Here is an 18,214-nt window from a genome sequence, read left to right as displayed (position 1 = left end):
CCGCTCACGCCCGGCCGCCCTTGAGAAAGCCGTCCACCACCCGGTTCAGCTCCGGACATTCGAGCAGGAAGGCGTCGTGGCCGAACGGGCTGGACAGTTCGACGAAGCTCGCCGGCGCGCCGCTGGCGTTGAGCGCATGGACGATGATTCGCGATTCGCTGGTGGGATAGAGCCAGTCGGTATCAAAGCTGACGAGGCAGAAGCGCGCTTTCGACGCGGTGAAGGCGCCGGCCAGACTGCCGCCATGATCCTCGGCAATGTCATAATAGTCCATGGCGCGGGTGATGTAGAGATAGGAGTTGGCGTCGAATCGCTCGACGAAGCTCAGCCCCTGATGGCGCAGATAGCTTTCCACCTGAAAATCCGCGTCGAAGCCGAAGGTCTTGGCGTCTCGTGCCTGCAAACGCCGGCCGAACTTCTCGGTCAGCCCCGCTTCGGACAGATAAGTGATGTGCGCGGCCATGCGCGCGACGGCCAGGCCCGCGCTCGGCACCTGCCCGTCGGCATAATAATCGCCGCCGCGCCAGTGCGGATCGGCCATGATCGCCTGCCGCCCGACTTCATGAAAGGCGATATTCTGCGCGCTGTGCCGGGCGGTGGAGGCGATGACGATGCAGCTTTCGACCCGCTCGGGGAATATCGTCGGCCAGGTCAGCGCCTGCATCCCCCCCATCGATCCGCCGATCACCGCGCTCAGCCGGTCGATGCCCAGATGGTCGAGCAGCAACGCCTGCGCCCGCACCATGTCGGCGATGGTCAGCACCGGAAAGCGCATGGCATAGGGCGCGCCGGTGGCCGAATCGGGCGTCGCCGGGCCGGACGATCCCATGCAACTGCCGATGACATTGGCGCAGACGATGAAATGCCGCGCCGGATCGACCGGCTTCCCCGGCCCGACCATGCGCCACCACCAGCCGGGCTTGCCGGTAAACGGGTGATCGGACGCCACATATTGGTCGCCGGTCAGCGCATGGCAGATCAGGATGACATTGGATCGCTCCGCATTCATCGCCCCATAGGTTTCATAGGCGATCTCGACCGGCGCGAGGCTGGCGCCGCTGTCCAGCCGCAACGGGCCGGCGAGACGCACCTGCCGGCGGAGGCCGAAGCGGCTGTCATCGGATAGAGGGATGGATGCCATGAGAATCGGCTAGGACCGCCACCGGAAGCTGTCAATCTGGCCTTTGCGATAGCGAGAGGCGATCGGCATGACTATGAAGCGGCGATGATCGACTCCGCCCGTATACCCATCGTCGCCTATGGCGCGCTGTCCCCCTATCTGCTGACTGCGCTGGAGCAGCGTTTCGCGGTCCATGGCCTGCCGGTCGGGGCCGATCCGGCCACGCCGCCGCCAGCCGTGCGGCATGCGCGGGCGCTCGTCAGTTTCGGTGGCGCGGGCGCGTCCGCCGCCGTTATGGACGCGTTGCCGGCTCTGGAGATCATCGCCCTGTTCTCGGTCGGCTACGACAAGGTCGATATCGATCATGCGCGGATGCGGGGCATTCGGGTAAGCAATACGCCCGATGTGCTGACCGACGATGTCGCGGATCTCGCGATCGGGCTGTTATACGCCACGGTGCGCAATATTGCCGCCAACGATCGGCTGATACGGTCGGGCGCTTGGGAACGCGGCGCGGTTCCGGCGCTGTCCGGGCGCGTGACGGGCAAGCGGATCGGCATATTGGGGCTTGGACGAATCGGCCGTGCGATCGCCATCCGTCTGGAGCCGGTTGCCTCCCGAATCATGTATCACAACCGGCGGGAGGTAGCAGATTGCGGCTATCACTATGTGGCCGACCCGGTCACGCTTGCGCGGGAGAGCGACATATTGATCGTCGCGACCTCGGGTGGACCGGAGGCGACCAGTCTGGTCGACGCCGCAACGATCGAAGCCCTCGGGCCTAAGGGGGTCATCATCAATATCAGCCGCGGCGCGGTGATCGACGAGCAGGCCATGGTGACGGCGCTGGAACAAGGGCGGATCGGCGGAGCGGGCCTCGACGTGTTTTGCGCATGAACCTCATGTGCCGCCCGCGCTGCTCACAATGGACAATGTCGTATTGCAACCGCATCAGGCCAGCGCCACGGTGGAAACCCGCACCGCGATGGCCGATCTCGTGCTCGCCAATCTCGATGCGCATTTCGCCGGACAACCACTGCCGACGCCGGTCGTCTAGCGCTTTGCCTTCTGTTCGAGACAAGGCTACAGCGCGCGGCATGACGACACCAGCACCCAAGGACTGGATATTGGGCATCGCGCCCTATGTTCCCGGCAAGTCGGCGGCGGACGATGGCCGCCCGCTCATCAAATTGTCCGCCAATGAAAATCCGCTTGGCACGGGGCAGGCGGCGCGCGAGGCGATGGTCGCCGCGACCGCCGACCTCGCCACCTATCCCGATCCCGGCGCGACCCTGCTGCGCGAGGCGATCGCCGGTCATTACGGTCTCGATCCCGCGCGGGTCATCTACGGCACCGGCTCGGACGAACTGCTGCACCTCGCAGCCAGCGCCTATGCGGGGCCGGGGGACGAAATTCTTTACGTTCGCTACGGCTTCTCGGTCTATGATATCGCCGCGCGGCGCGTAGGCGCTACGCCAGTGATCGCCCCCGACGCCGACTATGCGACCGATGTCGATGCACTGCTCGCCGCCGTGACGGACAAGACGAAGGTCGTGTTCCTCGCCAATCCCAACAATCCGACCGGCACGATGACGAGCGCGGCGGAGATTGCGCGCCTCCATGCAGGTTTGCGTCCGGACATATTGTTCGTGCTGGATCAGGCCTATGCCGAATATCTCGACGCCGATGAGGATGATAACGGGCTGGCGCTTGCGAAGAATGCCGGTAACGTGCTGGTCACGCGGACCTTCTCGAAAATATATGGCCTCGCCGCCGAACGGATCGGCTGGGGCTATGCGAGCGCGCAGGTGATCGACATTCTCCATCGCATCCGCGCGCCGTTCAACGTCACCAGCGCCGGGCAGGCGGCGGCGGCGGCGGCCATCGCGGACACGCAATGGGTCGACTTCAGCCGGACGCACAACGCCCGCTGGCGCAGCTGGCTGGCGGACGAGATCGCGGCGCTTTCCAATCACGGCCTGCGCGCGGTGCCGAGCAAGACCAATTTCCTGCTCGTGCTGTTCGACGGCACGCTGACCGCCGAAGCCGCGATGAAGGGATTGTGGGACGAAGGCTATGCGACCCGCTGGTTGCCGGGGCAGGGCCTGCCCAACGGCCTGCGTATCACCATCGGCACCAAGAAGCAGGTGCGCGCGGTCGCGGCCAAGCTGCGCGCCATGGCGGAAGCCGCCTGAGCCATGCTGCCTTTCGCCCGCGTCACCATCATCGGTCTTGGCCTGATCGGCTCTTCGCTGGCCCGCGCCATTCGCGAGACGATGCCGACAGTGCGCGTCACCGGGCATGACACCAGCCCGGCGGTGCGGGAGATCGCCCGCGCGATCGACCTGTGCGACGACATCACCGACACGGCGGGCGCATCGGTCATCGACGCCGATCTGGTGGTGCTGTGCGTACCCGTGCGCGCGATGGGCGCGGCGGCGGCGGAAATCGCCGACGACTTGCCGGCCGACGCGATCGTCAGCGATGTGGGGTCGGCCAAGGCGGATGTGCTGGCGCAGATCACCGCCGCCTTGCCCGGCCGCTCGATCATTCCGGCTCATCCGGTCGCGGGCACCGAGAATAGCGGACCGGAAGCGGGCTTTTCGACGCTGTTCAAGGGGCGCTGGTGCATCGTCACCCCGCCACCGTCAGCTGATCCCGCCGCCGTCGAGCGCGTGTCGGAACTGTGGCGGCGTGTGGGCGCCGATGTCGAGATCATGGACCCGGCCCATCATGATCTGGTGCTGGCCGTGACCAGTCATCTGCCGCATCTGATCGCCTATACGATCGTGGGCACCGCCAGCGATCTGGAGGACGTCACCCAGTCCGAAGTCATCAAATATTCCGCCGGCGGCTTTCGCGACTTCACCCGCATCGCCGCGTCTGACCCGACGATGTGGCGCGATGTGTTCCTGGCAAACAAGGACGCCGTACTGGAAATGCTCCAGCGCTTTTCGGAGGATCTCTCGGCGCTGCAACGCGCGATCCGCTGGAACGATGGCGATGCGCTGTTCAACCTGTTCACCCGCACCCGCGCGATCCGCCGGTCGATCATCGAACAGGGTCAGGACGACGCCAAGCCCGATTTCGGGCGGAGTCATTAGGTAGTTGGAAATGTGCGGAAGAGCGTATTTCAGGTTTGCCGCACCGGCAGTTCCAGACAAGTCATTAAGTCGATTTTTTGTTCAGCGCGTTGATCGCGGCGTGGACACGGCGTTCGGCTTCCTCGCGATCGAGACCGGCGGGAACAATCTCTCCCGCCTTGTAGGTGATGACCCCCGGCCGTTTCAGGAAGCTGCCGCGCGGCGACACCCGGCCGCTGTCGATCGCGATCGGCACCACCGGCAATTTGAGCAGCGCGTATAGCCCGGCGAAGCCAGACCGCAGCGGCGGCGCTTCGCCATGGGGGACGCGGGTGCCCTCCGGAAAGATGCACAGCGCGCGGCCTTCCGCATGCGCCGCCTTCGCACCCGCCCGCAACGCGCGCATCGCACTCGCGCCACCGCTTCGTTCCACCGGCAACAGGCCGTAGCGCGCCGCGATCACGCCCCACAGCGGAATATTGAACAGTTCACGTTTGGCGGCGAGTACCGGCCGGTCGAAGATGCTGAGAATATCAATCGTTTCGAACATCGATTCATGTTTGACGATGTAGAGATAGGGGCCGCGCGGAATCTCCCCGTCGATATGCACCTTTTGCCCCAGCAGCCAGCGTGCGCACCAGCGATGATAGCGGCTCCAGCGCGTGGCGATATGCTGGACCTGCCCCGGCGCGATCCCGCTCACCGCCAGCGCGGCCAGCACGAACAGCAGGCTGCCGGGATAAAAGGCCATTGTGAAGGCGAGGGAACGCAATGCTGTAATCATGGGAGGATCAATATCCGTCAGATGCCGATCAGCGCCGCGGCCCGGCGGAGCAGATATTTATTATATTCGCGAACCAGCACCGGCAGCGTCGGCCGGCTGGGCACCGCATCATAGACCAGCGTAACCCGATCGGGCAAAGCCTGCCGCAATTCCAGCGCGGCGCGGCGCATATGCCAGTCCGTCGTGACAAGACGCACCGTCGCATAATTGCGCCGCTCCAGCCAGCGCGCGGTTTCGATCGCGTTGGACCGGGTGTCGATCGCCTCGCGGCCCAGGGTGATGCAGCAAGTGAAAAGCCGATCCGGCGCCTTATACTGCGCCGCCAGTTCGGACGGGCGCACGGCGCGATCCACGCCCGAAATCAGCATGCGGCGAGACGCGCCCGCCTCCATCAGTGCGATGCCGCGGTCGATCCGGCCCGCCCCGCCGGTCAGCACCACGATCGCGTCCGTCGCCCGCCCGTCGAGCGGCTGTGGCAGGAAGATCGCGAACCAGGCAAAGCCCAGCATCCAGGCGAGCAGGGAAAGAGCCGCCGCCCGGACGATCATAGCGAGCGACCCAGCGCGCGCAGCACGGTCCAGCGCGCGGCCACGGTCGCAAGGACGACGCCACCCACCGGCAGCAGCGCGAGCCACAGCCAGCTGCTCGGGGCCAGATGGACGGCGCGCAACAGATCGGACCCGGTCGCCATCAGGCGCGCGCCCAGCAAAGCGACGACGATCAGCGCCGCCATGAAGCCCGCGACCGCCCCCAGCAGCGCGTCGAGACCGATGCGGCGCTGGAACAGCCGCGCGATCTGCACATCGGTCGCGCCCATCAGGTGCAGCACGTCGATGGTCACGCGATGGCTGTCATGCGCGCCCCGCGCGGCCAGCACGACGACCGCGCCGGTCGCCAGCGTCATCAGCGCGACGACACCGGCGGCGAGCCAGCCGAGCACGGTCAACAAGCCAGCGATCGGCAGCAGGAAAGCGGCATGCGGCTCGATCCGCACCTTGTCCGACAGGCCGGTCAACAGGCGGCGCAACTGGCCGACCTTCGCGGTGGCGTCGCCGGGCGTCAGTTCGATGTCGATAAGCGCGGGAATGGGCAGGTCGCCGCTGGCCGCATCCTGACCAAGCCAGGGGCGCAATTGATCGGAGAGAGTCGCCGGATCGACCGGGTTGACGGCGCGGACCCCCGGCGCGGCGCGCAGGGATTGCACGACACGCGCCGCGAGCCGGTCGCGCGCCTGCGGTTCGGCCTCCACGATCTGAACGGTGGCGCGTCCCGCCAGATCCGCGCCCATCGATCGCACTGCTGCACCCAGGGCCAGGCCAGCCGCAGCGGCGAGCACGGTCAGGAACATCATGATCGCGATGATCCAGGGCATCGGGCCTGCCACCCGCCCTTCCGGCAGCAGCCTGTGGCGCGCCGCCGCCGCCCCGGCCTTGTCGGGCCTGATTGTGTCAAGGCCGGCGGTCATCCGTTCGTGCCCGGTGCGCGCGGCGGATAGCGCAACGCTCCTGTGGGATCGGCCAGTCGTCCCTTGTCGAGCCGCATCATCTGCGCGCCCGCCACCTGTCCGATCAGCGGCAGGTCGTGGGTTGCCACGACGATCGTCGTGCCGAGCCGATTGAGCGCTTCGAACAGGGTCATGAGCCGGTGCGCCATGTCCGCATCGACATTGCCCGTCGGCTCGTCCGCGACCAGGATTTCGGGGCGGCCGATCACCGCGCGGGCGATCGCGACGCGCTGCTGCTCTCCGCCGGACAATGTCGCTGGTCGCGACTGCCCGCGATCGCCCAGGCCGACCCAGTTCAGCATTTCGCTGACCGGCGCATCCACCTCCGCTTCTTCCATGCCAGCGACGCGCAGCGGCAGCGCGATATTGTCATAGGCGGACAAATGCGGGACGAGGCGGAAATCCTGAAACACCACCCCGATGCGACGGCGAAAGCCGGGAAGGCGGTTGCGCGGCAGCGTCACCACATCCTCGCCGAACAGGCGGATGACGCCCCGGCTGGGCCGCTGGGCGAGGTATAGCAGCTTCAGAAGCGAGGTCTTGCCTGCACCGGAGGCGCCGGTGAGGAAATAGAAGCCGCCGCCATGCAGCGAGAAACTGACGTCGGACAGGGTTTCGCTGTCCAGACCATAGCGCAGACCGACATTCTCGAACTGGACGATGGTCGACATGCTATAAAAACCGGCGCTTTCGCGCTCCCCTGCTTCCCCAACTGCACAGCCATGGCACAGCGGGCGGGGAGCCGTAAAGCCCATGGCCGCAAACCGCGAGTCGCGACCATGCGACAGGCAGCGTCATCGACCGCTTGCCCTCGAGTCCCTGCCATGCCTATGAAGCGGAATGATCCTGGTGTGCCCGAACTGCGCCACGCGCTACATTGTTCCCGACACCGCAGTCGGTGCGAATGGTCGCCAGGTGCGATGCGCGGCGTGCAAGCATAGCTGGTTTCAGGACGCCGCCGCGCTGCCCGATCGCACGCCGGATGCAGCTGCATCCGCGCCCGTCCCGGAACCCGCCCCTGTCGCGACTGCGCCAGCGGCTGCGGCTGCGGTGGTGAACGAGCCTGACGCCGAAGCTTCGCCCCCGTCCATACCGGAACCAGTCGCCGACGCGCCTTCGCCCGTGCCGGATAACCGCTTCGACGATATCTATGCCCGCGCCCCGGAAGCGCGGGTGGAAAGCGATGTTCCGGTCGCGCCCGCGTCGCTATCCCGGCCACGCCGCAATCCGCTCAAGCTGTGGACCTATGCCGCAGTGGGCTTTTTCCTGATCGTCGCGGCGACGGGTGGCGCGCTTTATATGTTCGGGCCACCCAGCTGGGCGGTCAATCTCGGGCTGGTCGCGGACGAGGGCGATCCCGACCTACTTTTCTACCTGTCCAAGCCCGCCGAGCGACGCAAATTGCCGACCGGCGAGGAATATTTCGCGTTCGGCGCGCGGATCGTGAACAGCGGCAAGCAGGCGCTGCCGGTGCCCCCGGTGCTGGTGCAGCTGCGCGACCGGCAGAACCGGCTGGTGTTCAGCTGGACGACCAAGGCCGACCGCACCCTGCTAAAGCCCGGTGAAGAAGCGTCGATCAACGAAAGCCGGATCGACATTCCGAAAAATGCCGAAAATCTTTCGCTCGCCTTCGTGCAGTAAGATCGCAGCTACGGATAGCTGACCGTCTTTGGCCGGCCCTGCGGGACCGGGATGAACTCCGAATCGTCGCCGGGTATCAGCGGGAAGCGCAGCGCTTCCCAATCCTCACGCGCCTGCATCAGCCGGTCGGGATTCGACGACACGAAATTCCACCAGACATGGCGCGGTGTCGTAAACGCCTCGCCACCGCACAGCATCACCCGCCCGCCATCGACGCTGGTCAGCGTGGCGTGCGTACCGGGGCGCAGCACGTAGAGCGTCTGGGGCAACAGGCCGACGCCGTCCAGCGCCGCGTCGCCGCCCGCGACATAGATAGCGCGTTCGTCCGCCGTCGGCTCGATCGGCACCATCCCGCCGGGCGAAAGCTGGATATCGGCATAGAGGGTCTGCGCATAGGTGGTGACGGGCGCGCGTTCGCCCCAGAGCGACCCCATGATGATGCGCGCGCGCGCCTGGCCAAAATCGATTACTGGCAGCCGGTTCTCGGCGACATGCTCGAACGCCGGGTCCATTTCCTCTCGGGCGTCGGGCAGCGCCAGCCAGGTCTGGATAGCGGAGAGTTTGGAAGGCTTAGCGCGCTCGCTATCGGGCGAGCGTTCGGAATGAACGATGCCCTTGCCCGCCGTCATCAGATTGACCGCCCCGGCCTCGATCAACTGCTCGCTGCCCAGCGAATCGCGGTGCAGGAACGCGCCTTCGAACATGTAGGTGACGGTCGCGAGGCTGATGTGCGGATGGGGTCGCACGTCGATGCCCTCGCCCGCGCCAAACTTCGCGGGACCGGCCTGATCGAAGAAGATGAAGGGGCCGACCATCGTCCGCCCCTTGACCGGCAGCGATCGGTACACCTTGAAATCGCCGAGATCATGGGTCGTGGGCGTGATCGTCTGAATCACGAGGTCGTCCAGGGTCATGCTGCGTCCAGTCGGATGGAGGAAGAAGGGCCAGCGTTCATTCGCCGGGCGCGCGCGCCTTGATCGCGAGCGCATGAACCTTGTCGCGCAGCAGGTCGGCGAGCGCGGCATTGACCAGTCGCTGGCGCGTCACGCGATTTTGACCGGCGAAGCGATCCGAGACGATCTCGACGGTGAAATGGCTTTCGCCCGACCCGTCATGGCCCGCATGGCCGCGATGCTTTTCGCTGTCGTCGATCACGTCGAGTTGCTGCGGGTCGAGCGCCGCGCGCAGGCGGGCTTCGATTTCGGTGGCCACCGGGCCTTTCAGAATCTGGGTCATGGCCCCTATATAGACGCTTTGCCGCGCCTTGCATCAGGACAGACGTGTCGACCGACCCTTTCTCGAACCGCCGCTTCAACCGCTTTCACGGAAGGGTGGAGAGCGACCGCCCCTGTTCGGTCCCCGGATGCCCGGAGCCGGGTGAGTTCCGCGCGCCAGCGCTCGATGGTTCCCCGCATCAGGAGGGGCCACGCTGGCGCTGGCTGTGCCTCGATCATGTACGCGAATTCAATCAGGGCTATAATTTCTTCACTGGCATGACCCCGGACGAGATCGCGGCGGCGCAACGCCCCTTTGCCGGGTGGGAGCGGGAGACTCGCGCCTTTTCCAGCAATGCGCATAGCCCGCCGCCCAAATGGGCCGATTTCTCCGATCCGCTCGATGCCATCGGCACGAAGTTCAAGGAACGCATGGCCAGGGCGCGGGCGGATGCGCAGGTGCGGCAGGACGGGGCGTTCCTGTCCGCCGATGACCGCAAGGCGCTGGGCGTGATGGAACTGCCGATCGATGCCGACCGCCGGGCGCTGCGCCAGCGCTATACCGAACTGCTGCGCCGTTATCATCCCGACCATAATGGCGGCGACCGCAGTCATGAAGGGGCGTTGCAGGGCGTGATCGCCGCTTACGGCCATCTGCGCAAGGCTGCGGCGTTCGCCTGAACCGCGCCGGGCGGCGGGCTTGTCACGGCGGCGGGCCGCTGCCATAGGCCCCCGCCCTTTCCGGAGAACCGCCATGTCCCCCCAGCCCCGCGCCCTGGGCCTCGATTTCGGCACGACCAACAGTGTCGCGGCCATCGCATCCGCCGACGGGCAATCGGACCTGATCGACTTCACCGGCGCGCAGGCATCCGGTCCCGTGTTCCGATCGGCGCTCTGTTTCTGGCATGAAGAAGGCGCAAAGGGCGGCCTCGCGCACGAAGCAGGGCCGTGGGCGATCGCGGAATATATGGAATATCCCGAACATAGCCGCTTCCTCCAATCGTTCAAATCGGTCGCCGCCAGCCCGATCTTCGAAAGCGCGAACATCTTCGAAAAGCGCTTCCGCTTCGAGGAGTTGGGGCAGATGTTTCTGGCGCGGATGGTCGCCCATGCGGGCGGCGCGCTCGATGCGCGGCCCGACCGCGTCGTCGTCGGGCGCCCGGTCGAATATGCCGGGTCGCGGCCCGACGAGGCGCTGGCGCGCAAACGCTATGACGCCATGTTCGCCGGGTTCGGGACCGAAATTCACTATGTCTATGAGCCATTGGGCGCGGCGTTCAGCTATGCGAGCCGCTTGACGCAACCCGCGACGATCCTGGTGGCGGATTTCGGCGGCGGCACGAGCGATTTTTCAATCGTACGGGTGGAAGCGCCGGGCGCGGCACGGCGCTGCGTGCCGCTGGGATCGGCGGGCGTCGGCATCGCGGGCGACCGCTTCGACTATCGCATCATGGACCAGCTCGTCCTGCCGATGCTGGGCAAGGGCGGCAGCTATCAGAGTTTCGGCAAGGCGCTGGAAATCCCGCGCAGCTATTTCGCCGACTTTGCCGACTGGTCGCGGCTCGCGCTGATGCGCAACCGGCGGACGCTAGAGGAACTGGCCCGCTTGCGGAAAAGCGCGGACGACGGCGCGGCGATCGGCCGGATGATCACCGTGATCGAAAGGGAACTGGGCTATGCGCTCTACGACGCCGTGGGCATGCTCAAGCGCGCGCTTTCGGCGGCCGACACAGCGCCATTCCGGTTCGAGGGCGGTGGCCTGTCGATCGAGGTCGAGGTGGCGCGTGCCGATTTCGAACGCTGGATCGCGCCCGACATCGAACGGATCGAGGCGACGGTCGATCGTGCGCTCGGTAAGGCGGGGGTCGCGCCCGAAGCGATCGACCGCGTGTTCCTGACCGGCGGATCGTCGCTGATCCCGGCGATCCGGGCGATATTCGACCGGCGTTTCGGGCGGGACCGGATCGCGACCGGCGGCGAACTGACCTCGATCGCCCATGGACTGGCGCTGGTCGGACAGGAAGCCAATTTGGGCGAATGGGCCGCTTGATCGTTAAGCGCCCAAACCCCACGCTATCGACACGCCCTTCCCCGATCGGTTAGGGGCTGGAGTGACTCGCAGGAAGATGACGATATGACCGAGATTTCGAACGTCCAGCCCGATACCCGCGCCGACACGCTGCTCGATAAGCCCGACCGCGAAGTCGATGTGCGCGAGCTGTTCGGGGTGGACATCGACATGCGCGTGCCCGCGTTCAGCCAGGCCGACGAGCGCGTGCCCGATCTCGACCCCGCCTATGTGTTCGATCCGGACACCACGCTCGCGATTCTGGCGGGCTTTGCCTATAATCGCCGCGTCATGGTGCAGGGCTATCATGGCACCGGCAAGTCGAGCCATATCGAACAGGTCGCCGCGCGCCTGAAATGGCCGTGCATCCGCATCAATCTGGACGCGCATATCAGCCGTATCGACCTGGTGGGCCGCGACGCCATCGTGCTCAAGGACGGGCAGCAGGTGACGGAATTTCGCGAGGGCCTGCTCCCCTGGGCGTTGCAGCGGCCGGTGGCTCTGGTGTTCGACGAATATGATGCGGGCCGCCCGGACGTGATGTTCGTGATCCAGCGCGTGCTGGAAACAGACGGCAAGATGACCCTCCTCGACCAGAATCGCGTCATTCGGCCGAACCCCAATTTCCGCCTGTTCGCGACCGCTAATACGGTCGGCCTTGGCGATACGACCGGCTTGTATCATGGCACGCAGCAGATCAATCAGGGCCAGATGGACCGCTGGAATCTGGTGGTGGCGCTCAACTATCTGCCGGCCGCGACCGAAGCGCAGGTGGTGCTGGCCAAGTCTGGCGAATATGATCATGAGGGCGGCCGCAAGGAAGTCGAGAATATGATTAAGGTGGCGGAGCTGACGCGGCAGGGCTTCGTCAACGGCGACATTTCCACCGTCATGTCTCCGCGCACCGTCATCAGCTGGGCGCAGAATGCACTGATTTTCAAGAATGTCGGTTTCGCCTTCCGGTTGAGCTTCCTCAACAAGTGCGACGAGGCCGAGCGCGCGCTGGTGGCGGAATATTATCAGCGCGTGTTCGGCAAGGACCTGCCCGAGAGCGTCGTGGGCAAGGCGGGATGACGGCCGGCGTTGCCACACCGCACGACCGGCGCGTGCCGATCGCCACCGCGTTCAACCTGCGCGATTTTGGCGGCTATGCGACGGCGGACGGACGAATGGTGCGGCGGGGCATGCTCTATCGCTCGGGCACGATGGCGCTGCTGACGGACGAGGATTCCGACCAGTTTCGCGCGCTCGGCATCCGGGCGATCTGCGACTTCCGGCGTCCGAGCGAGCGCCAGGAAGAACCGACGCGCTGGCATGGGGCGGAGGTCGATTATCATTGCCGGGATTACAGCGGTTCGACCGGCGTGCTCGGCGAGATGCTGCACGGCAAGGCGGTGACGCGGCAGGAGATGCATGACGCGATGGTCGCGCTCTATCGCGAGATCGCGATGGAATATGCGCCATCCTATCGTGCGATGTTCGGGCAGATCGCGGGCGGGCGCGTACCGATCCTCATCAACTGTTCGGCGGGCAAGGACCGCACGGGCGTCGGCGCGGCGTTGATACTGGCGGCGCTTGGCGTGCCACGCGCCACGATCGTCGAGGACTATCTGCTGACCAACACCCATGCCGACTGGGACTGGCGCCTGTCGCTTGAGGAAAGCCGCCTCGCCCGTGCGCATCGCTCGATGAAGGAGGTGATCGCGCCGGTGCTACTGGCCGATGCTCTCTATATCGAAACCCTGTTCGAGACGCTGGACGCCGCGCATGGCGGGATCGAAGCCTATCTGGAGGATGTGCTGGGCATCGATGCTGCCGCGCGCGCGGCCTTGCAGGATGCGCTGCTCGAAGCATGAGCGAGCGGACACCTCTCGACGCCTTCAAGGACGTGCTGTCGGGCGCGGCGCGATCGATCGCGCGCGATGCCGAAGTGGAGGTGGGCTTCACCGCCGACGCGCCGCATATGGCGGGCAAGGCGATCAAGGTGCCGACGCCCAGCCGCGCGCTGCCCGCCGAACAGGTCGCGCTGGCGCGGGGCTTCGCCGATGCTCATGCGCTGCGTCTGCGCCATCATGATGCCAGGGCGCATAATGGGTCCGCGCCGGGCGATCCCGTCGCGCGCGCGGTGTTCGACGCGGTCGAGCAGGCGCGGGTCGAGGCGATCGGATCGCGCCAGATGGAGGGCGTGCGCGCCAACCTGAACGAAGCACTGGCGATGCGGCTGAAATCCGATCCGATGCGCCGCGCGCGCTCTGCCGATGAAGTGCCGCTCTCGACCGCATTGGCGCTCAAGGTACGCGAGCGGCTGACCGGACAGCCGACGCCCGCCGACGTCGTACCCGCCATGGCGCTGATCGATCGTTGGATCGAGGACAAGGCCGGGGCCGATCTGGACGCGCTCGCGCTTGCCATCGACGATCAGCGCGCGTTCCAGAAGCTGACCACGGCGATGCTCGAACATCTCGCGCTGATCGACGCCGATGTGCCGCCCCAGACCGACGAGCCTGAAGAGCAGGACGAAGGCGAAGAGGACGAGCAGGAGCAGCAGGAAGAAGGCGATTCGGGCGAGGATCAGCCCGGCGACAGCGACGTGAACGCCGAAGCCCGCGCCGAGGATGATGGTGGCGACACCGACGACGGCGACAATGATTCCGGCGACGATTTTGAGGGCGACGGCGGCGATGGCGGCGGCGATATGGGTGAGGAGGGCATGATGCCCGTCCGGCCCAACCGTCCGCTGTCCGATCTGCCGCCCGGCTTCGACTATAAGCCCTATTCGTCGAAACATGATGAGATCGTCACCGCCGCGGACCTGTGCGATGAGGACGAACTGCTGCGGTTGCGAGGCTTCCTCGATCAGCAGCTGGTCAGCCTTCAGGGCGCGGTGACGAAACTCGCCAACCGGCTGCAACGGCGGCTGATGGCGCAGCAATCGCGTAGCTGGGACTTCGATCAGGACGAAGGGATGCTCGACGCGGCGCGGCTGGCGCGCATCGTCATCGATCCGACGCGGTCGCTATCCTACAAGATCGAGCGCGATACCGAGTTTCGCGATACGGTTGTCACGCTGCTGATCGACAATTCAGGCTCGATGCGCGGCCGGCCGATCAGCATTGCGGCGATCAGCGCCGACATCATGGCGCGCACGCTGGAGCGCTGCGGCGTCAAGACCGAAATATTGGGCTTCACCACGCGCGCCTGGAAGGGCGGGCAAAGCCGTGAGGACTGGCTGGCGGCGGGCCGACCGCCGATGCCGGGACGGCTGAACGACCTGCGCCATATCATCTACAAGAAGGCCGACGAGCCATGGCGGCGCGCGCGCAAGAATCTGGGCCTGATGATGCGCGAGGGGCTGCTGAAGGAAAATATCGACGGCGAAGCGCTATTATGGGCGCATAACCGCCTGCTGGCGCGTAACGAGGAACGCCGCATCCTGATGGTCATCAGCGACGGTGCGCCGGTCGACGACAGCACCTTGTCGGTCAACAGCGGCACCTATCTGGAACGACATTTGCGGCAGGTGATCGACTGGATCGAGAATCGCTCGCCGGTGCAGCTCGTCGCGATCGGCATCGGCCATGACGTGACCCGCTATTACCGGCGCGCGGTGACGATCATGGACGCCGAGCAGCTGGGCGGCACGATGGTGGAGCAGCTCGCCGGGCTGTTCGATGAGGATTAGGCGGCGATGAGCGTCGCCTTTCGTCGCGAGGGCGATGACGAACATCTCGAACCAAAATTCGAACTGCCGATCCCGCCCGGTCCCAACTGGGTCACGGCGCGCGGATTGCGGCTGACGCGGGAGAAGGTCGAAGCGCTGGAGGCGGTATCGATTGAGGGCTTTTCCGAAGAGGATGGCAACAAGCACAAGCGGGTGTTGCGCTACTGGCGCACGCGGCTGGCGACGGCGGAGCTGCGGCCGGTGCCGGACGGCGAAAGCGTCGCGTTCGGCACCCGCGTGACCTACAGGCTGAACGGGCGCGAGAAACGCGTTGCACTGGTCGGGGATGATGAAGCCGATCCGAATGAAGGACGGATCAGCTTTACGTCACCGCTGGCCCGCGCGATGATGGGCGCCGGCAAGGGAGAGACGGTCGATTTCGCGGGCAAGGACGATGCGATCAACATCCTGGCGATTGAAATAGTCGATCAGGATTGAAGCGATGGCCATCCGGTTCGCTCGAAGCTTGAACCGGATGGCTGCCATTAACGCTGTTTACGCGCCGCGGCCGGCTTCGAACAGGAACCAGGCGCGTTCCTCGGCCTGGTCGGTCCAGTCGTCGACGATGCCTTCGGTCGCATTGTCGCCTGCCTCGGTCGCGGCCGATTTCACCGCCCGCAACGCCTCGACCAGCCGCAGATTATCCTCGCGCAATTCGTTCAGCATGTCGGCGGGGCTGACATAATCGGCGTCATTGTCCGTCACCGTCTGATGGCGCGAGATGTCGCCGATCGACCGCAGCGTGGTGTTGCCGGTCTTGCGCACGCGCTCGGCGATGAGGTCGGTGGTGGCGAGAATCTGCGTCGCCTGATCGTCGAACATCAGATGATAGTCGCGGAAGTGCGGGCCGGACACATGCCAGTGGAAATTCTTCGTCTTGAAATACAGCGCATAGCTGTCGGCCAGCACGCCATTCAGCGCCTGCGCCACCGATTTGGTCGCATTGCTTTTCAGGTCCGTGGGCGTCTTGAGATCGGGCGCGGTCATGCGGGGTCCTCCTGCTCGGGAAATTGATTTCGGACATATAATGATCGGCGGTCGACATGGTGCCACGTGCACCCGCGATTCGCATGTGCAAATTGTCGTTCAGTCTGATGGAGCGGCTCGATCAGAACAGGCCGAGCGCCGACAAGGCCGATGTCCCGCCAATCAGCAGGATCAGAACGCCGCCGCCAAGCCGGATTGAACGGACGGGCAGCATGGCGAAAATGCGCCCGCGCAGCAGGACGACGGGCAAGGACGCCGCGATTACGCCCACGGCCCCGCCGATCGCCGCCAGCGCCGGATTGGCGCTATGGGTCGCGATACCGAGGATCAGGAACTGGGGACCATCGCCAAAGCCGAGGATGAAAAGACCAAGCGTTGTGGTCAGGAAGGCGCCGATCGGCCATTTCGCCAGCGGATCGGGGGACTTGACCGGCCAGAGCAGGCCGGCGCCCAAAAACAGCAGCGACAGGGCGAAGAACAACAGCCGCGCATCGGCGCCCAGCATCGGCCCGATATAGGCCCCGGCGAGCGCGGATAGCGTGGCGTTTGCGATGGCGGCGACAATGAGTCCGGCAATGACCGCACCGTTGCGATCATAGCGGGTGGCGAGCGCCAGCACGAGCAACTGGCTCTTGTCGCCGATTTCGCCGAGCAGGCAGCCGAGCAGGGCGATGAGCAATGCGTCCATGAAGAAAGGCCGACGCGATCAGGCGCGCAGCGCCGCCCCCAGGGCGTGCGGCGACCGGACGGTCATCGGCAGCGTCAATATCCCGACCGGCGGCATATCCGTCGCGATCGCGTCGCGCATCAGATCGAGGTAGGAAAGGACCACGGGGCCGAGGCCGTGCAGCGACAGCGCCGATTGCAACGTGTCAGCCAGCGATTCGACGCCGTCGATGTGGAAAGCGCGCGCGATATGGCGAATCTGGTCGACCTCGTCATACAGGCGCGGCACGGACAGATGCCCGCGCTGGTTCGCAAGCCCGTCGATCCGCCGCAGCAGATCTGCAAAAATGGCCAGCATCGCATCCTGTCTCATGGGATCACTCCCCCATCCACTCGTCCCGGATCGCAGCATGCGCGCACGCTGGTTAAGGGCGCGTAAAGCGTGAGAGCATGGGGCCGGATACCGGCCTTCGCCTTGACAGCGGCGCGAATCTGCCGCAAGGGCCGCTGCTGAAACGGGCGGTTCCCTTCCGATGCTGGGGGCCGCTTTTCTATTTACGCAATTTTCGACCAGGGATCAGGGCCATGGCCAAGCCAGCAACCGTCAAAATCCGCCTCGTCAGCTCGGCTGACACCGGCTTCTTCTATGTCACCAAGAAGAACCCGCGCACCAAGACCGAGAAGCTGAGCTTCCGCAAATATGACCCGGTCGTGCGCAAGCATGTCGAGTTCAAGGAAGCCAAGATCAAGTAAGCCGCTGCGGGCCGCCCGGCTCGCGCGCCTGATCGTTGATCCATAAAAGGCCCGTCCCGCATGAGGGAACGGGCCTTTTCTTGTGCGTTGCTAGAGTCTGTTTGGAAATGCGCTTTTGGCGCATCCGCACCAGCCCTCACCCCCACCCGACCGCCCAGACATGGTATCCTGATGGGCGGTCGGGTGGGGGTGAGGGCTGGTGCGGTCTCGTGAAATGCGCTCTTCCGCGCATTTCCAAACAGATTCTTACAGCAGCGCGTTCACCTGATCGACGAAGCGCAGGACCGAGATCGGCTTGGAAACATAGGCTTCCGCCCCGGCTTCGCGAATGCGGTCCTCGTCACCCTTCCCGGCATAGGCGGTGACGGCCATGATCGGGACGCGCGCGAGGTCCCCGTCCGCCTTCAGCGAAATGATGAGGTCGATGCCGCTGACATGGGGCAGGTGAATGTCCATGATGACGAGGTCGGGACCGAACTCGCGCGCCAGTTCCACCACATTGCGCCCGTCGCGCACCGGCAGCACCTCATGGCCATGGGCGCGCAGCAGATCGCAAAAAAGTTTGAGATTAAGTTCGTTGTCCTCGACAACGAGCACGCGCTTTGTCACCAGTCACCCGCTTCCGGAAAAATAGACGACGGATGCGCCCCGTTCCCGCCGCTTCCTCGTTCAA

At 65.4% G+C, this 18,214-nt stretch carries 21 protein-coding genes and 1 pseudogene; 11 read left to right on the top strand and 11 right to left on the bottom strand.

The annotated features are described in order from the left end of the window. Window positions 1-4: 4 nt before the first annotated feature. On the bottom strand, window positions 5-1,141 hold the full coding sequence (gene metX, locus ACODSN_RS06305) for a homoserine O-acetyltransferase MetX (protein ID WP_489053989.1): 1,137 nt from the start codon (window positions 1,139-1,141) through the stop codon (window positions 5-7). Between the two features lie 84 nt (window positions 1,142-1,225). Here metX and ACODSN_RS06300 point away from each other — a divergent pair. From ACODSN_RS06300 to ACODSN_RS06290, 3 genes and pseudogenes are all read left to right on the top strand, one after another. Beyond that, window positions 1,226-2,177, top strand: a pseudogene (locus ACODSN_RS06300) (2-hydroxyacid dehydrogenase). 40 nt (window positions 2,178-2,217) lie between these two features. Beyond that, on the top strand, window positions 2,218-3,315 hold the full coding sequence (gene hisC / locus ACODSN_RS06295; RefSeq protein WP_489053988.1) for a histidinol-phosphate transaminase: 1,098 nt from the start codon (window positions 2,218-2,220) through the stop codon (window positions 3,313-3,315). A gap of 3 nt (window positions 3,316-3,318) precedes the next feature. Beyond that, window positions 3,319-4,224, top strand: coding sequence for a prephenate/arogenate dehydrogenase family protein (locus ACODSN_RS06290; RefSeq protein ID WP_489053986.1), 906 nt, complete (start codon window positions 3,319-3,321; stop codon window positions 4,222-4,224). A gap of 64 nt (window positions 4,225-4,288) precedes the next feature. Here the strand turns inward: ACODSN_RS06290 and ACODSN_RS06285 are convergent, their stop codons facing one another. Genes ACODSN_RS06285 through ftsE form a run of 4 tightly spaced genes read right to left on the bottom strand, consistent with a single transcriptional unit; the run spans window position 4,289 to window position 7,162 of the window. Beyond that, window positions 4,289-4,987: a lysophospholipid acyltransferase family protein gene (locus ACODSN_RS06285; RefSeq protein ID WP_489053985.1), complete on the bottom strand. Its 699-nt coding sequence runs from the start codon at window positions 4,985-4,987 to the stop codon at window positions 4,289-4,291. Window positions 4,988-5,004: 17 nt separating this feature from the next. Continuing rightward, the gene (locus ACODSN_RS06280; RefSeq protein WP_489053984.1) at window positions 5,005-5,535 is read right to left on the bottom strand and encodes a YdcF family protein; all 531 of its coding nucleotides are present in this window, start codon (window positions 5,533-5,535) and stop codon (window positions 5,005-5,007) included. Continuing rightward, window positions 5,532-6,452, bottom strand: coding sequence for a cell division protein FtsX (locus ACODSN_RS06275; RefSeq protein WP_489053983.1), 921 nt, complete (start codon window positions 6,450-6,452; stop codon window positions 5,532-5,534). The genes ACODSN_RS06280 and ACODSN_RS06275 overlap by 4 nt, the downstream gene beginning before the upstream one ends. After that, entirely contained in the window at window positions 6,449-7,162 is a 714-nt protein-coding gene (gene ftsE, locus ACODSN_RS06270) for a cell division ATP-binding protein FtsE (RefSeq protein WP_489053981.1), read from the bottom strand. Before ftsE ends, ACODSN_RS06275 begins: the two co-directional genes overlap by 4 nt. A gap of 169 nt (window positions 7,163-7,331) precedes the next feature. Between ftsE and ACODSN_RS06265 the strand changes: the two genes are divergently transcribed. Then, window positions 7,332-8,132 carry an MJ0042-type zinc finger domain-containing protein gene (locus ACODSN_RS06265; RefSeq protein WP_489053979.1) on the top strand — a complete coding sequence of 267 codons (801 nt, stop codon included), beginning with the start codon at window positions 7,332-7,334 and terminating at the stop codon, window positions 8,130-8,132. Window positions 8,133-8,140: 8 nt separating this feature from the next. Here ACODSN_RS06265 and ACODSN_RS06260 read toward each other — a convergent pair whose 3' ends face one another. Together ACODSN_RS06260 and ACODSN_RS06255 are read right to left on the bottom strand one after the other, a co-directional pair. Continuing rightward, a complete protein-coding gene (locus ACODSN_RS06260) occupies window positions 8,141-9,046 on the bottom strand; it encodes a pirin family protein (protein WP_489053977.1) in 906 nt (301 codons plus the stop codon). A 37-nt stretch (window positions 9,047-9,083) separates the two neighbouring features. Beyond that, the gene (locus tag ACODSN_RS06255; protein WP_489053976.1) at window positions 9,084-9,368 is read right to left on the bottom strand and encodes a BolA family protein; all 285 of its coding nucleotides are present in this window, start codon (window positions 9,366-9,368) and stop codon (window positions 9,084-9,086) included. Window positions 9,369-9,412: 44 nt separating this feature from the next. On the opposite strand from ACODSN_RS06255, the gene ACODSN_RS06250 reads away from it, so the two are divergent. The 6 genes from ACODSN_RS06250 (at window position 9,413) to ACODSN_RS06225 (ending at window position 15,573) form a co-directional block, all read left to right on the top strand. Continuing rightward, window positions 9,413-10,027: a molecular chaperone DnaJ gene (locus tag ACODSN_RS06250; protein ID WP_489053974.1), complete on the top strand. Its 615-nt coding sequence runs from the start codon at window positions 9,413-9,415 to the stop codon at window positions 10,025-10,027. A 73-nt stretch (window positions 10,028-10,100) separates the two neighbouring features. Beyond that, window positions 10,101-11,396: an Hsp70 family protein gene (locus ACODSN_RS06245; RefSeq protein WP_489053973.1), complete on the top strand. Its 1,296-nt coding sequence runs from the start codon at window positions 10,101-10,103 to the stop codon at window positions 11,394-11,396. A gap of 84 nt (window positions 11,397-11,480) precedes the next feature. After that, a complete protein-coding gene (gene cobS, locus ACODSN_RS06240; RefSeq protein ID WP_489053972.1) occupies window positions 11,481-12,488 on the top strand; it encodes a cobaltochelatase subunit CobS in 1,008 nt (335 codons plus the stop codon). Further along, window positions 12,485-13,270 (top strand): tyrosine-protein phosphatase, encoded by a 786-nt coding sequence (locus ACODSN_RS06235; RefSeq protein WP_489053971.1) that lies wholly within the window; start codon window positions 12,485-12,487, stop codon window positions 13,268-13,270. The genes cobS and ACODSN_RS06235 overlap by 4 nt, the downstream gene beginning before the upstream one ends. After that, window positions 13,267-15,096, top strand: a complete 1,830-nt coding sequence (gene cobT, locus ACODSN_RS06230; RefSeq protein WP_489053969.1) for a cobaltochelatase subunit CobT — start codon at window positions 13,267-13,269, stop codon at window positions 15,094-15,096. The genes ACODSN_RS06235 and cobT overlap by 4 nt, the downstream gene beginning before the upstream one ends. Window positions 15,097-15,102: 6 nt before the next feature. Next, window positions 15,103-15,573, top strand: coding sequence for a GreA/GreB family elongation factor (locus ACODSN_RS06225; protein ID WP_489053967.1), 471 nt, complete (start codon window positions 15,103-15,105; stop codon window positions 15,571-15,573). Window positions 15,574-15,630: 57 nt separating this feature from the next. Here ACODSN_RS06225 and ACODSN_RS06220 read toward each other — a convergent pair whose 3' ends face one another. The 3 genes from ACODSN_RS06220 to ACODSN_RS06210 form a co-directional block, all read right to left on the bottom strand. Further along, the gene (locus ACODSN_RS06220) at window positions 15,631-16,122 is read right to left on the bottom strand and encodes a Dps family protein (protein ID WP_489053965.1); all 492 of its coding nucleotides are present in this window, start codon (window positions 16,120-16,122) and stop codon (window positions 15,631-15,633) included. 121 nt (window positions 16,123-16,243) lie between these two features. Beyond that, the gene (locus tag ACODSN_RS06215; RefSeq protein WP_489053964.1) at window positions 16,244-16,810 is read right to left on the bottom strand and encodes a TMEM165/GDT1 family protein; all 567 of its coding nucleotides are present in this window, start codon (window positions 16,808-16,810) and stop codon (window positions 16,244-16,246) included. Between the two features lie 18 nt (window positions 16,811-16,828). Next, on the bottom strand, window positions 16,829-17,161 hold the full coding sequence (locus ACODSN_RS06210; protein WP_489053963.1) for a hypothetical protein: 333 nt from the start codon (window positions 17,159-17,161) through the stop codon (window positions 16,829-16,831). A gap of 212 nt (window positions 17,162-17,373) precedes the next feature. Between ACODSN_RS06210 and rpmG the strand changes: the two genes are divergently transcribed. Continuing rightward, window positions 17,374-17,541 (top strand): 50S ribosomal protein L33, encoded by a 168-nt coding sequence (rpmG, locus tag ACODSN_RS06205; RefSeq protein WP_007687342.1) that lies wholly within the window; start codon window positions 17,374-17,376, stop codon window positions 17,539-17,541. A 246-nt stretch (window positions 17,542-17,787) separates the two neighbouring features. Here the strand turns inward: rpmG and ACODSN_RS06200 are convergent, their stop codons facing one another. Further along, entirely contained in the window at window positions 17,788-18,150 is a 363-nt protein-coding gene (locus tag ACODSN_RS06200; protein ID WP_489053961.1) for a response regulator, read from the bottom strand. Between the last annotated feature and the right edge of the window lie 64 nt (window positions 18,151-18,214).

The organism is Sphingobium sp. FG11 (assembly GCF_057809915.1).
The sequence above is the reverse complement of the archived record's forward strand: the minus strand, read 5'-3'. Positions and strand labels throughout refer to the sequence as shown.

Bases quoted from the DNA above. Each gene is read 5' to 3' on its own strand.
- metX (WP_489053989.1), bottom strand. From the start codon at position 1,141: ATGGCATCCATCCCTCTATCCGATGACAGCCGCTTCGGCCTCCGCCGG.
- hisC (WP_489053988.1), top strand. From the start codon at position 2,218: ATGACGACACCAGCACCCAAGGACTGGATATTGGGCATCGCGCCCTAT.
- ACODSN_RS06290 (WP_489053986.1), top strand. From the start codon at position 3,319: ATGCTGCCTTTCGCCCGCGTCACCATCATCGGTCTTGGCCTGATCGGC.
- ACODSN_RS06285 (WP_489053985.1), bottom strand. From the start codon at position 4,987: ATGATTACAGCATTGCGTTCCCTCGCCTTCACAATGGCCTTTTATCCC.
- ACODSN_RS06280 (WP_489053984.1), bottom strand. From the start codon at position 5,535: ATGATCGTCCGGGCGGCGGCTCTTTCCCTGCTCGCCTGGATGCTGGGC.
- ACODSN_RS06275 (WP_489053983.1), bottom strand. From the start codon at position 6,452: ATGACCGCCGGCCTTGACACAATCAGGCCCGACAAGGCCGGGGCGGCG.
- ftsE (WP_489053981.1), bottom strand. From the start codon at position 7,162: ATGTCGACCATCGTCCAGTTCGAGAATGTCGGTCTGCGCTATGGTCTG.
- ACODSN_RS06265 (WP_489053979.1), top strand. From the start codon at position 7,332: ATGATCCTGGTGTGCCCGAACTGCGCCACGCGCTACATTGTTCCCGAC.
- ACODSN_RS06260 (WP_489053977.1), bottom strand. From the start codon at position 9,046: ATGACCCTGGACGACCTCGTGATTCAGACGATCACGCCCACGACCCAT.
- ACODSN_RS06255 (WP_489053976.1), bottom strand. From the start codon at position 9,368: ATGACCCAGATTCTGAAAGGCCCGGTGGCCACCGAAATCGAAGCCCGC.
- ACODSN_RS06245 (WP_489053973.1), top strand. From the start codon at position 10,101: ATGTCCCCCCAGCCCCGCGCCCTGGGCCTCGATTTCGGCACGACCAAC.
- cobS (WP_489053972.1), top strand. From the start codon at position 11,481: ATGACCGAGATTTCGAACGTCCAGCCCGATACCCGCGCCGACACGCTG.
- ACODSN_RS06235 (WP_489053971.1), top strand. From the start codon at position 12,485: ATGACGGCCGGCGTTGCCACACCGCACGACCGGCGCGTGCCGATCGCC.
- cobT (WP_489053969.1), top strand. From the start codon at position 13,267: ATGAGCGAGCGGACACCTCTCGACGCCTTCAAGGACGTGCTGTCGGGC.
- ACODSN_RS06225 (WP_489053967.1), top strand. From the start codon at position 15,103: ATGAGCGTCGCCTTTCGTCGCGAGGGCGATGACGAACATCTCGAACCA.
- ACODSN_RS06220 (WP_489053965.1), bottom strand. From the start codon at position 16,122: ATGACCGCGCCCGATCTCAAGACGCCCACGGACCTGAAAAGCAATGCG.
- ACODSN_RS06215 (WP_489053964.1), bottom strand. From the start codon at position 16,810: ATGGACGCATTGCTCATCGCCCTGCTCGGCTGCCTGCTCGGCGAAATC.
- ACODSN_RS06210 (WP_489053963.1), bottom strand. From the start codon at position 17,161: ATGAGACAGGATGCGATGCTGGCCATTTTTGCAGATCTGCTGCGGCGG.
- rpmG (WP_007687342.1), top strand. From the start codon at position 17,374: ATGGCCAAGCCAGCAACCGTCAAAATCCGCCTCGTCAGCTCGGCTGAC.